The 12,668-nt window shown below is 63.6% G+C and carries 14 protein-coding genes; 11 read left to right on the forward strand and 3 right to left on the reverse strand.

Going from position 1 to position 12,668, the window contains the following annotated elements; translation table 11 throughout:
• Positions 1-190: 190 nt before the first annotated feature.
• Positions 191-2,629, forward strand: a complete 2,439-nt coding sequence (locus tag ACSU1G_RS00315) for an Rne/Rng family ribonuclease (protein WP_439277915.1) — start codon at positions 191-193, stop codon at positions 2,627-2,629.
• Here the strand turns inward: ACSU1G_RS00315 and ACSU1G_RS00320 are convergent.
• Positions 2,591-2,860 carry a DUF4031 domain-containing protein gene (locus ACSU1G_RS00320; RefSeq protein ID WP_439277916.1) on the reverse strand — a complete coding sequence of 90 codons (270 nt, stop codon included), beginning with the start codon at positions 2,858-2,860 and terminating at the stop codon, positions 2,591-2,593. The two genes, ACSU1G_RS00315 and ACSU1G_RS00320, sit on opposite strands and share 39 nt — an antisense overlap.
• Positions 2,861-3,072: 212 nt before the next feature.
• Here ACSU1G_RS00320 and rplU point away from each other — a divergent pair, with 212 nt between their 5' ends.
• From rplU to ACSU1G_RS00370, 10 genes are all read left to right on the forward strand, one after another.
• Entirely contained in the window at positions 3,073-3,381 is a 309-nt protein-coding gene (gene rplU / locus ACSU1G_RS00325) for a 50S ribosomal protein L21 (protein WP_439277917.1), read from the forward strand.
• 21 nt (positions 3,382-3,402) lie between these two features.
• Entirely contained in the window at positions 3,403-3,660 is a 258-nt protein-coding gene (rpmA, locus tag ACSU1G_RS00330; protein WP_439277918.1) for a 50S ribosomal protein L27, read from the forward strand.
• 113 nt (positions 3,661-3,773) lie between these two features.
• Positions 3,774-5,285 carry a GTPase ObgE gene (gene obgE / locus ACSU1G_RS00335; protein ID WP_439277919.1) on the forward strand — a complete coding sequence of 504 codons (1,512 nt, stop codon included), beginning with the start codon at positions 3,774-3,776 and terminating at the stop codon, positions 5,283-5,285.
• Entirely contained in the window at positions 5,282-6,097 is an 816-nt protein-coding gene (gene proB, locus ACSU1G_RS00340) for a glutamate 5-kinase (RefSeq protein ID WP_439277920.1), read from the forward strand. Before obgE ends, proB begins: the two co-directional genes overlap by 4 nt.
• A gap of 48 nt (positions 6,098-6,145) precedes the next feature.
• Positions 6,146-7,399 carry a glutamate-5-semialdehyde dehydrogenase gene (locus ACSU1G_RS00345; RefSeq protein ID WP_439277921.1) on the forward strand — a complete coding sequence of 418 codons (1,254 nt, stop codon included), beginning with the start codon at positions 6,146-6,148 and terminating at the stop codon, positions 7,397-7,399.
• Positions 7,400-7,450: 51 nt separating this feature from the next.
• Positions 7,451-7,675 carry a hypothetical protein gene (locus tag ACSU1G_RS00350; RefSeq protein WP_439277922.1) on the forward strand — a complete coding sequence of 75 codons (225 nt, stop codon included), beginning with the start codon at positions 7,451-7,453 and terminating at the stop codon, positions 7,673-7,675.
• A gap of 5 nt (positions 7,676-7,680) precedes the next feature.
• Positions 7,681-8,283 carry a nicotinate-nucleotide adenylyltransferase gene (nadD, locus tag ACSU1G_RS00355; protein ID WP_439277923.1) on the forward strand — a complete coding sequence of 201 codons (603 nt, stop codon included), beginning with the start codon at positions 7,681-7,683 and terminating at the stop codon, positions 8,281-8,283.
• On the forward strand, positions 8,280-9,227 hold the full coding sequence (locus ACSU1G_RS00360; protein WP_439277924.1) for a hypothetical protein: 948 nt from the start codon (positions 8,280-8,282) through the stop codon (positions 9,225-9,227). The genes nadD and ACSU1G_RS00360 overlap by 4 nt, the downstream gene beginning before the upstream one ends.
• Positions 9,227-9,613, forward strand: coding sequence for a ribosome silencing factor (rsfS, locus tag ACSU1G_RS00365; protein WP_439277925.1), 387 nt, complete (start codon positions 9,227-9,229; stop codon positions 9,611-9,613). Before ACSU1G_RS00360 ends, rsfS begins: the two co-directional genes overlap by 1 nt.
• A gap of 1 nt (position 9,614) precedes the next feature.
• Complete coding sequence (locus ACSU1G_RS00370) at positions 9,615-10,304, forward strand: SDR family oxidoreductase (protein WP_439277926.1); 690 nt, start codon at positions 9,615-9,617, stop codon at positions 10,302-10,304.
• 24 nt (positions 10,305-10,328) lie between these two features.
• On the opposite strand, the gene ACSU1G_RS00375 is transcribed toward ACSU1G_RS00370, so the two are convergent.
• On the reverse strand, positions 10,329-11,012 hold the full coding sequence (locus tag ACSU1G_RS00375; RefSeq protein WP_439277927.1) for a response regulator: 684 nt from the start codon (positions 11,010-11,012) through the stop codon (positions 10,329-10,331).
• Positions 11,009-12,586, reverse strand: a complete 1,578-nt coding sequence (locus ACSU1G_RS00380) for an ATP-binding protein (protein WP_439278655.1) — start codon at positions 12,584-12,586, stop codon at positions 11,009-11,011. Before ACSU1G_RS00380 ends, ACSU1G_RS00375 begins: the two co-directional genes overlap by 4 nt.
• Between the last annotated feature and the right edge of the window lie 82 nt (positions 12,587-12,668).

The following is a 12,668-nucleotide window of genomic DNA, read 5'->3' on the forward strand; positions in this document are numbered from 1 at the left end:
TGGTGCGATAATGACCTTTGATACATAGCGCGGCACCGTCGCACGAGGTATCGACGCAGACTTTGGGGTCCAATGCCCCTCGCGACCAGAGCTACGAGCCGGTCGCACACCGAATGAGTTCGCGGCACCCGCGGGTGCCGCATGAGATTTCGCGGAGCACCCGCTGTTCCGCGCAGGGAGCACGCCAGAGATGGCCGATGAGAACAATGACAACAACACCCCTACCCTCGACGAGAACGTGGAGGCACCGGTAGCGCCGGAGGAAACCCACGCAGTCTCGGAGCCGGCCGTATCGGAGGTGACTGACGTTGCTGAGGCGGCGCCGGACCCATCGGTAAGTTCCGAGGCTGACACGCCGGTCGCTGAGCCTGAGGCCGCTGCGCCTGAGGTGGCTGAGCCTGAGGTCGCCGAGCCTGTCGAAGCGATCAGCACCACTCAAGAAGTGGAGCCGGTGAATCCCGGACCGCTGACCGCTGTGTCGCTGGGCTTGATTCCCGAGGTGTTCGTCTCGCAGGTGTCCACCCAGCTGCACTTCTACGCACCGGCGATCGCACTGCTTCCTGCGTACTCCGGCCGTGACCAGGACCTCGACCGTGACCGTGACCGTGATCGCAATCACGACCGCAATCATGACCGTGACCGTGACCGGGATGACACCCGCGACGCCGATCAGGATGACTCGCCCTCGGCCCGTCGTGGTCGTCGTCGTCGTGGCGGCAGCGGAGATGGTGACGACCAGCGCGAAGAACCGCGTCAGCGCCAGCGCGTCGTCGAGTACATCACTGAGCCCAAGGCAATCAAGGGCTCCACGCGTCTCGAGGCGAAGAAGCAGCGTCGGCGTGATGGCCGCGATGCAGGTCGCCGGCGCCCGGTCGTCACTGAGGCTGAGTTCCTCGCTCGTCGCGAGTCTGTCGATCGCAAGATGGTCGTCCGCTCGAAGAACGGTCGCACCCAGATCGGCGTCCTCGAGGATGCCGTGCTCGTGGAGCACTACGTCGCCCGCAACCTGGACGCGTCGCTGATCGGCAACGTCTACCTCGGTCGCGTGCAGAACGTGCTGCCCAGCATGGAGGCAGCCTTCGTCGACATCGGTCGCGGACGCAACGCCGTACTTTATTCCGGCGAGGTCGACTGGGACGGTGTCGAGACCGGCAACCAGCCTCGTCGCATCGAACTGGCGCTGAAGCCCGGTGACCGTGTGCTCGTGCAGGTGACGAAGGACCCGGTCGGACACAAGGGTGCCCGACTCACCAGTCAGATCTCGCTTCCCGGCCGCTACCTCGTGTACGTGCCGAATGGTTCGATGAACGGCATCTCGCGCAAGCTGCCGGATAACGAGCGCGCCCGACTGAAGCGCATCCTCAAGGAAGTACTCCCGGAATCGAGCGGCGTTATCGTCCGCACGGCAGCCGAAGGCGCCACGGAGGACCAGCTCACCCGCGATGTGCAGCGTCTGACTCTGCAGTGGGAGCACATTCGCAAGCAGGTCGAGAGCCAGCAGGCCCCGGCGCTGCTGCATGCCGAGCCCGACCTCCTCGTGAAGATCGTGCGTGACGTCTTCAACGAAGACTTCACCAAGATGCTCATTCAGGGTGAAGAGTCTCAGCAGACGATCCGTGCGTACCTCGAGAGCGTTGCGCCCGACCTGCTTGAGCGCGTCGAACCCTATCAGGACGACACCGATCCCTTCGAAGCCTTCCGCATCACGGAGCAGATCGAGAAAGCCCTCGACCGCAAGGTATGGCTGCCTTCGGGTGGATCGCTCGTCATCGACCGCACTGAGGCGATGACCGTGGTCGACGTCAACACCGGCAAGTTCGTCGGTACTGGCGGAAACCTCGAAGAGACTGTCACCAAGAACAACCTCGAAGCCGCTGAGGAGATCGTTCGTCAGCTGCGTCTGCGAGACATCGGCGGCATCATCGTCGTCGACTTCATCGACATGGTGCTCGAGTCGAACCGTGACCTCGTGCTGCGTCGACTGATCGAGTGCTTGAGCCGCGACCGTACCAAGCATCAGGTTGCTGAGGTCACCTCGCTGGGCCTGGTGCAGATGACGCGCAAGAAGCTTGGTCTCGGACTGCTAGAGACCTTCAGCGAGGCGTGCGACGTGTGTGCCGGTCGCGGAGTGGTCGTGCACCACGATCCGGTCGTGAAGCATCGCTCAAGCTCCAACAACGGTGGGCAGTCCAACAATCGACGCCAGCGCGGTGGCAACAGCCAGCAGGGCCAGAGTCCTCAGGCCGCAAGCCCCGTAACTCACAGCATCCCTGAAGGTGCGAAGTCCGCGCTCGCGCAGATCGCTGCCTCGACGCTCACTCCGAGCGTAGAAGTGAGCGTAGAAGCACGCGTGGCAGCGAGTGTGGATGCTGTCGTTGTTGAACTCGAGCAGCCCGCAGCAGCCGAGCGTCCGAAGAAGGCGCGCAAGAAGCGTTCTTCGGATCGCAGCAAGGCGCCGAAGACCGAAGCTGAGCAAATGCTGGACTCGGTGCTGGACGCTCTGCCCGAGCCTAAGGCTCCGGGGCAGGGGCGTAACCGTCGTCGCGTCACCACGGCGGCGCTGACGGGCACTCCGGTATCTGTGAACTCGTCAGCGTCTTCGGTCGCGAGCGGGGATTCGCAGTCCTGAGGCGATCAACCTCCGTGTGAGCTCCTTGCCGCCGACGTGAACAGCGCCAGCGGCAAGGAGCCGGGGGAGCGCATCTTCCGGCACGTCGTAGTGATCTAGGTCGAATGACCGTGCCGGCAGGCCATTATGGCGCGCGAAGGCGTGAAGTTCGTCTAAGCTGTAATCGCTGACGAGATGAGCCCAGAAGCGTCCGTGCGCGGGCCAGATGGGATCATCGATCAGTAGGGTCACTCCGTGATCCTATGGCCGCGCGACACGGCGCGGGTTCACTTTGCGAGTGGGCCCGTGATCCGGTAAAGTAGTCCTTTGGTGCGCGAGCTGAGTCGTCCCCACGGGTCGGCGCGGTGTAACCGAGCTTGCGCCGTCGGACTTGCGACGAACGCAAGCACAGTCTTCCCGTGAGATTTACGGAGCATTGAGCTCCCCAACGAAACAGGTATGAAGTGGTTTACGCAGTAGTGCGCGCCGGTGGACGGCAGGAGAAGGTGGAGGTCGGCACGATCGTTCAGCTCGATCGTGTTAAGGCAGCCGAGGGCGAGAAGATCGAACTTCCCGCTGTGCTCCTTGTCGACGGCGCTACGGTGACCACCGACGCCGACACTCTGGCGAAGGTCAAGGTCACGGCTGAGGTTATCCGCAACCTCCGTGGTCCGAAGATCATCATCCAGAAGTACAAGAACAAGACCGGTTACAAGAAGCGTCAGGGTCACCGTCAGGACCTGACACGCGTCAAGATCACCGACATCAAGTAACCACAGGAGAGGCTCCAGGACATGGCACATAAAAAGGGCGCAAGCTCCACCCGTAACGGTCGTGACTCCAACTCCCAGCGACTTGGCGTAAAGCGTTTCGGTGGTCAGAAGGTCAGCGCAGGCGAGATCATCGTCCGTCAGCGCGGCACACACTTCCACCCCGGCGTCAACGTCGGCCGTGGTGGCGACGACACGCTGTTCGCTCTTGAAGCGGGCGCGGTCGAGTTCGGCGCGAAGGGTGGCCGCAAGGTCATCAACATCGTCGTCGCTGCTGCTTAGCACTCGCAGCACATAAACATCCGGTTCGGGGCGGGCTTCGGCTCGCCCCGTCCGCGTATCCGCACTTGGCCGGTTGCTGAGCGCCTGTCCCGTACAGGAACTGAAAGGGAGACATGGTCACGTTTGTCGACACGGTGACGCTGCAACTGCGCGCCGGTAAGGGCGGCAACGGTTGTGTCTCCGTTCACCGTGAGAAATTCAAGCCGCTCGGCGGCCCTGACGGTGGCAACGGCGGTGACGGTGGGAATATCGTTCTCGTCGCCGACCCTCAGACCAGCACGCTGCTGGCGTACCACCACTCGCCACACCGCTCCTCCGATAACGGCGGGTTCGGCATGGGGGACTGGCGTTCTGGTTTCGCAGGGGTAGAACTCGAGCTTCTGGTCCCGATCGGAACAGTCGTGAAGAACGACGAGGGCGAAACCCTCGTCGACATGGTGACACCTGGGCAGCGCGTTGTCGTTGCCGAAGGAGGCAGAGGTGGCCTGGGCAATGCTGCTCTTGCCTCGACCAAGCGCAAGGCCCCGGGATTCGCACTTCTCGGCACCGACGGCTTTGAAGGCGTGGTCACCCTCGAACTCAAAACCGTGGCCGATGTGGCGCTGGTCGGTTACCCATCTGCGGGTAAATCGAGTCTGATCGCGGCAGTGTCTGCGGCACGCCCGAAGATCGCCGACTACCCGTTCACCACGTTGCACCCGAACCTGGGCGTCGTTCAGGCCGGAGACTCGCGCTACACGGTCGCCGACGTGCCCGGTCTCATCGAGGGCGCAAGTGAGGGCCGAGGCCTTGGTCTTGAGTTCCTCCGCCACGTTGAGCGCTGCTCGGCGCTGCTACACGTCCTGGACTGTGCGACGCTCGACCCCGGTCGAGACCCGATCTCTGACCTCGACATCATTCTGGCTGAGCTTGCCGCCTACGAGGTGCCTGAGGGACAGATTCCGCTGCTGGAGCGTCCGCAGCTCATCGCATTGAACAAGATCGATGTGCCAGAGGCTCGCGATCTTGCTGATCTCGTTCGCCCGGAGCTCGAAGCGCGTGGATTCCGTGTCTTCGACATCTCAACCGTTTCGCACGAGGGCCTTCGCCAGCTCACTTTCGCGCTCGGCGACATTGTCGAAAAGCACCGCGCTGAGGCAACGGTCGAAGCTCCTGTCGAACGCGTCGTCATCCGACCGCGCGGCTCGGAGAAAGCCTTCACGATCCGTGTCGAGGGTGGCTCCTACGGCACCTACTACCGCATTCTCGGCGCCAAGCCGGTGCGCTGGGTGCAGCAGACCGACTTCCAGAACGAAGAGGCTGTCGGCTATCTCGCTGACCGTCTCGAACGCCTTGGCATTGAGGACGAGCTGTTCCGAGTCGGCGCGGCCCCCGGCGCAACCGTCGTCATCGGCGAGGGCGATGGATGGATCTTCGACTGGGAGCCGACGATGCGTTCGGCTGCGGAGCTGATGACTGCACCCCGAGGCACTGATCCGCGTCTCGCCCCGATGCCGCGTCGTACGACGACCGAGCGCCGCGAGAAGTACTACGAGCGGATGGATGCCAGGGCAGCGTTCCGCGCCGAAGAAGACAACAAGCGTCGCGTTACGCCCACGGAGGAGATCGACGGAGAAGACGCTTGACCGCACGCACGCGCGCGGAACTTGCACACGCAGGGCGCATCGTCGTGAAGGTCGGGTCCTCGTCGATCAGTGGTGAGTCCTCGTGGCGCATCCCGATGATCGTGCATGCTCTGGCCGCCGCACATGGGCGCGGTTGCGAGATCGTGCTGGTGTCGTCCGGCGCGATCGCGACCGGAATTCCATTCCTTGATCTGGATGCTCAACCCACCGACCTCGCCACTCAGCAGGCGGCGGCGGCAGTGGGACAGAACGTCCTCGTCTACCGGTATCTGGAAGCGCTGCGACCCTTCCACATCGTCGCCGGCCAGGTGCTGCTGACTACGGGCGATCTGGAGAACGCAACCTCGCGCAGCAACGCCCGTCGTGCGATGGATCGCCTTCTCGGACTGCGCGTCATCCCGATCGTCAATGAGAACGATACGGTGGCGACGCAGGAGATCCGCTTCGGCGACAATGATCGACTCGCGGCCCTCGTTGCGCAGTTGATTCAGGCGGACGCACTTATTTTGCTGAGCGACGTCGAGGCGCTTTACACGAAGCCGCCGACCGAACCCGGTGCTGAGCCGATCGATGTGATCGCCGCTGATGCTGACCTCTCCGGTCTCGAGTTCGGCGCCACTGTGGTGAACAGCGTCGGCACAGGGGGAGCAGCCACAAAGGCGTCTGCCGCTCGGCTTGCCGCGGCATCCGGAATCGGTGTGCTGGTCACCAGCGCAGACCTGGTCGACAGCGCTTTGAAGGGCGTGGATATCGGCACCTGGTTCGAACCAGCCATCGAACCCGCCGTCGAGGCATCCGTCGGCGTATTCTGAACCGTCACAGAGGGCTCTCGCAGCATCGCTCCTCGGTACACTGACCGAATGACTGCTGAGACCCCGCAGGCCCGCCTTGCGCGCGCCAAAGAAGCCTCACGTGCGACCGCGCGTCTGACCAGCGACGAGAAGGCACGTGCGCTGGAAGCGATCGCGCAGGCAATCGACGCGCACTCGGCGTCCATCATCGAGGCCAACGGCCGGGACATTGCCCGCGCGCGGGAGAGCGGAACTGCCGAGTCTCTGATCGACCGGCTTCGCCTAGACGAGAAGCGCGTTGCCGCGCTCTCCTCCGCCGTGCGTGAAGTGGCAGCGCTGGCAGACCCCGTCGGACAGGTCGTCGGTGGTCATCGCATGCCTAATGGCGTCGCGCTGGAACAGGTGCGCGTGCCATTTGGCGTGGTCGGCGCGATCTACGAGGCGCGTCCCAACGTGACCGTCGACATCGCGGCTCTGGCACTTCGCTCAGGCAACGCCAGTGTGCTGCGCGGTGGCAGCGCTGCTCGCGACTCGAACACCGTGCTCGTTCAGGTCATGCGCGATGCGCTCGAAGAAGTCGGAATCACAGCCGAAGCGATTCAGACCGTCGATGACTTCGGCCGCGACGGCGCGAAGGCGCTCATGCAGGGACGCGGCTTCGTCGATGTGCTCGTACCACGTGGCAGTGCAGCACTGATCGAAACGGTTGTCACCGAGTCAACGGTTCCCGTGATCGAGACCGGCGCAGGCAACGTACACATCGTTCTCGACGAGACCGCACCGGACGACTGGTCGCGCGACATCGTGGTGAACGCCAAGGTGCAGCGGCCGAGCGTCTGCAACGCTGTCGAGACGGTGCTGGTGCTTCGTCAGGCCGCGTCGCGCCTGGTTCCGCTGGTTGCCAGCGCGCTGCAGAGCGAGGGCGTGACGATTCACGGCGATGACACCGTCGCGCAGCTCACGAGCGATGTGATTGCGGCAACCGATGAAGACTGGGCGACGGAGTACCTTGGCCTCGAGATCGCGATGAAGGTTGTCGACTCATTGGATGACGCTCTTGCCCACATCCGGCAGTACAGCACGGGGCACACGGAGTCGATCGTCACGACCGATTCGCGAAATGCGGATCGATTCCTCGCCGAGGTGGACTCCGCCGTGGTGATGGTGAATGCATCGACTCGCTTCACCGATGGCAGCGAGTTCGGCTTCGGCGCCGAAGTCGGAATCTCGACGCAGAAGTTGCATGCTCGCGGACCGATGGGCCTTTCCGAGCTGACCAGCACGAAGTGGCTGGCGCGTGGGTCAGGTCAGACTCGCGGCTGAGCGATAGGATGGGTGAGCGTCTTCTCGCACACGGTCACGAATGGAGTCACGATGAACCTCGTCGCACAGATTGCGATGGCCGCGGCCGAAACTGAGCACCACGGCAACGTGCAGGCGGAAACCTTCATGTTCGGCCTTATCGCTGCAGGCATCTTCGCGCTACTCGGCCTCGTCGCCTTCTCTTATCGCAACGTGGCGAACCGTCACTCGGCAAAGGCAGACGCCTGGGCTGAGCAGCACGGCAAGGACGGTCACGGGGCAGGGCACGGCCACTAGGGCGCATGGAGACAACGACCACGCGTGCCCCCCGCATCGGAGTGATGGGCGGGACGTTCGACCCGATCCACCACGGGCACCTGGTCGCGGCGAGCGAAGTCGCGCACTCCTTCGACCTTGACGAGGTCGTCTTCGTTCCGACGGGTCACCCGTGGCAGAAATCTCACGTCACGCCGAGTGAGCATCGCTATCTGATGACGGTGATCGCGACGGCTTCCAACCCTCAGTTCACCGTGAGTCGCGTGGATATCGCGCGCGAAGGGCCGACCTACACGATCGACACACTGCGCGATCTGAAGCGCGATCGTCCCGATGCTGAGCTCTTCTTCATCAGCGGCGCCGATGCCGTAGCGCAAATTCTCAGTTGGAGGGACCATGATGAGTTGTGGGAGTTGGCACACTTCGTCGCAGTCTCGCGTCCAGGACACGTTCTGAGCACAGATGGCCTCCCGAGCGAAAAGGTCAGCCAACTTGAGGTTCCGGCGCTGTCGATCTCCTCGACAGTATGCCGTGAGCGTGTGGGCGACGACCAGCCCGTCTGGTACCTCGTCCCTGACGGGGTCGTCCAGTACATAGCGAAGCATCATCTGTATCGGAGCAAGGCATGACTACATCGGATCAGCAGGGGAATCTGCCGCTGACCCGCAAGCAGCTGCGGGAGATACGTCTCACCGGCACCACGCCGGTGATCACCGAAGATGAAGCGGCTGCGGCACAGGCTGCCTCCGCAGCTGCGCTGCCGAGCCCGCCCGAGCCCGCCCATGTTGCGCCCGTGCCGCAGGTTGAAGCTGAAGCCGAAGTTGTGCTCGACTCCGGAGACGCGCCGTTGACTCGTCGTCGGGTGCGTCAGCAGGAGCAGATCCGTACCGCATCCGTGTCGGTGATTGTTCCGGAGGAGCCGGAAGTAGAAGACGCCGCCGAAGCCGACGACGCCGAAGCAGAAGACACCGTCGATGAAATTTCCGTCGATGAGGTTTCAGACGAAGAAATTTCTGACGCTGAGGTTCCAGCTGCTGAGGTTCTAGACGATGAGCCGGTGATCACGGGAGAGCGTCCCGTCGTCAGCCCGAAGTTCGGTCAGGACCTGCTCAGTGAGCAGTCCGATGTACCTGCGTTCACGCCGTCGTTCGACGAGCTGATCACCTCGGGCTCGGGTGGCTCGCAGAACCTCGCACCGAACACACTGATCTTTACTCCGACGGCGGGCGAAGGCTCGCTGTCCGGACCCGTCGCATCCACTGGTGAGGTGCTGGTCACCGGCAGCTACGAGCTGCCCCAGGGAATTGGCTCGCAAGGCCACGCGCACGGCACTGCGGACGGTAAGGAAGCTGATGCCGTCCTCATTGATGGTGAGTTGCCGCCGGCATCCTCGCCCACCCCGATCGCAGCCAGCGCTGCGGTCAGTACGATCAAACCTGCCGGTGAGGTAATTCGCCCGCCGGCGCCCGATAAGGGCAACAAGCTCATGCTGATCCTGGCGATTACCGCCGGTGGTCTGGCACTCGTCCTGGCGGCGGCCCTGGTCATCGCCTTCACCATGAATGTGTTCTGATGCAGTCACCTGAAACAGCCGAAGAAATGCTGCAGCTCGCAGTAGACGCCGCCGCATCCAAGGGTGGAGAGGATCTTGTCGCGCTTAACGTGTCCGAGCCTCTTCCACTCGTCGATATCTTCCTCCTCGTCACCGGAAACAGCGAGCGCAACGTCGCCGCGATCGCCGATGAAATTGAAGACAAGCTCATCGAGTCGGGCCACAAGCGTGTGCGCCGTGAGGGGCGAGCGGAAGCACGTTGGGTGCTGCTCGACTTCGGCGACCTGATCGTCCACGTCTTCCATTCGGAAGAACGCGAGTACTACGGCCTGGAACGGCTCTGGAAGGACTGCCCAGTCGTGCCGTTCGAGCTCACCGAAACTGCATCCGCAGCAGAACGTCCCTGACATGGCAGTGCACCTGATCACCGGTGCCGGCTCAGGCATCGGCGCAGCGCTTGCTCGCCGCCTGCATGACCGTGGCGATGAGCTGGTGCTGATGGCACGGGATGCTGGGCGGGCGCGAGAGATTGCGGCGCAGTTCCCCGGTGCATCAACGCTCGTCGGGGATCTGAGCCAGCCTGGGCGGCTCTCGTGGGCGCTGTCGAAGCAACATCTTCCCGGCCGCATCGACTCGCTTGTGCATGTCGCAGGCGTTGTCGACCTCGGTCGCGTCGCAGATCTGTCTCCGGCTCTCTGGGAACAGCAGCTGGCAGTCAACCTGATCGGGCCGGCCGAACTCACCCGCCAGCTGCTGCCGGTACTGCGGGTGTCCCGTGGGCAGGTGGTGTTCGTGAACTCGGGCGCAGGCCTTCGCGCGCATGCGGAGTGGTCGGCGTACGCGGCATCCAAGCACGGGCTCAAGGCTCTGGCCGACGCGCTGCGTGACGAGGAAGCCGAACACGGGGTGCGGGTCAGTTCGATCTTTCCCGGGCGCACGGCGACACCGATGCAGGAGCGTGTGCACCATCAAGAGGGCAACGAATATCACGCGGAGCGTTTCATCGATCCGGAATCAGTCGCGACAACGATTCTGACCGCTCTTGATCTGCCGCGTGATGCGCAGATCACGGACCTTTCGGTGCGACCGGGCGTCTGACAGCGACTTATCGCCGATCCGAGATCACCTGCGCAATTGATAGCGCAGTTCTGGTCGCCCGACCCCACCGTAGGTGGGTGACCGCGCGGCGAGTCCTGATTCGACGAGTCGCTCCAGATATCGACGGGCGCTGACCCGTGACATCCCGAGTGCGTCGGCGAGTCCGCTGGCTGAAAGCGGCTCCTGCACCTGCTCCATCGTCTCGGCGACGCGCTGGAGGGTGACCGGGGACACACCCTTGCGCCTGCCGGCCATTGCGATCGCGTCGCGCCGCATCAGAGCGTCTACAGTGGCCTGATCGAGCTCCCCATTGTCGGTGAATTCGGCATCGCGTGCGAGCACCCGCCACACGTCGTCCAGCCGCTCATGGAGGGTCCGCATGGGGAAGGGCTTGACCACGTAATGGTGCACACCGTGGGCGCGGGCGCGTCGTACCGTCTCCAGATCCCTTGCGGCGGTGACGGCGATCACCTCCACGTGCGCGCCTGCCGCACGGGCTCGTCTGAGCACGTTGATGCCCGACATGTCCGGAAGATACACATCCAGGAGCATCACGTCGGGATCCAGCTCTTTGAGCGCACGGAGCGCATCCGCACCTGTTGGGGCGACTTCGACTACTTCGTAGTGCGGATGCCGTTCCACGAAACCCCGTGTGACGTGTGCCACGGCGAAGTCGTCTTCCACGATGAGGGTGCGCAGCCTCCTCATGTCGCCGTCTCCACGAGGTGAATGGCGGGTATGCGCACGGTGAATCGCGCGCCGCCGCTGTCTGAGGGAGACAGCTCCACCGAGCCGTGTCGTCGCTCGACGATTCGAGCGACGAGTGTCAATCCGTACCCGCGCTGTCGATCATCGCTCTTCGTCGAATAGCCGAGACGGAAGACGTCCCCACGACGATCGATCGGCACGCCGGGACCGTCGTCTTCGACGCTGATCTGAAGGTTCGATTCGTCGTCCTGCGCGATCGAGATGGCGACGTTGCCGCCGTGACCTGCGGCATCCATTGCATTGTCCAGAAGGTTGCCCACCACGGTGCCGAGGTCACCGTCGCCTGGGCCGGCAGGAAGCCGACAGTCATCCGAGATGGTGAGGAGCACGCCGAGCTCGCGCGCGCGTGCGCGTTTGGCGAGCAGGACAGCGGCCAGCTCGATGTCCTGCACGCCGTCGGGTGCATCCAGACGGCTGAGCGCACCACCGTCTCCCGCACGGTCGATCACGCGTCTCGCGGCGTCGATCTCGCCGAGCTCGATCAGACCGCCGATGGTGTGCAGAGTGTTGGAGAACTCATGATGCTGGGCGCGCAGGCCTTCGGCGAGACTCTGCGCACCCGCGAGGTCGCGCAGCGCGTGATCGAGCTCAGTGCGATCCATCAAGGTCACGACAGTGCCGACGCGCCGATCCTGTACCCGCACCGGTGCGGCCCTGGCCACGAGAACCCGCTCCCCGGATAATAAGAGACGTTGATTTGCGCCGTCGGCCTCGGCGATCAAAGTCGTCAGATCGTCCACAAGCTCGGCGGCAGATCGGCCAATCGCCTCGACGGGAGAAGACAGCCCGAGCAGCCGCGCGGCGGAGTCATTGCACAGCGAAACTCGACCTTCTTCATCGAGCGCGAGCATGCCTTCTCGAATGCCATGCAACGTGGCCTCACGTGTCTCGAGCAGTCCACGGATTTCGTCGGGCTCCAGCCCGTAGATTCGTCGACGGACTATTCGTGCGACGCCGGTCGCCGCGACCACGCCGATCACCGTGGCGGCACCCAAGGCGAGCAGGAAACCGGTGATATCACCCATGAAGTCCGCGCGCAGGTCTGACTCGAGAATGCCGACCGAAACCTGTCCGATGACGGTGCCGTCAGAGAATACCGGCACCTTCACTCGCCAGGACTCACCGAGCGTGCCGGTCTGGGTGCCGACGTACATGTCGCCGGAGAGCGCCACACTCGGGTCAGTGGAAACCGGCTCGCCGATCCGATCCGCATTCGGATGCGAGAAGCGGATGCCTTCGTCATCCGTCACCACGACGTATGCCACGTTGGACGAATCGCGGATGAGCTCTGCGATCGGTTGGATGACTGCAGCGGGATCGTCATCGTCGTACGAGTCGACGATCGTCGGAAGCTGCGCGACTGACTGCGCCACGGCGATCATGCGCTCCTGGGACGCTTCGCGGATCTGGCGTTCCTGCATCAGCATCGCCGCGAGGCCGACGGTGAGCACGAGCACGAGCACGATGACGACCTGCAGCAGTACGAGCTGCGTGCGCAGCGTCATCGCCTTCATCACTCTCCAATGCTAAGCGGTGATAGCCGTGTGGCCCCGGGTACAAAATGACCAGAACTCCTCGTGCTGAACACAACACGCA

It is taken from the genome of Microbacterium sp. A93 (assembly GCF_051842835.1).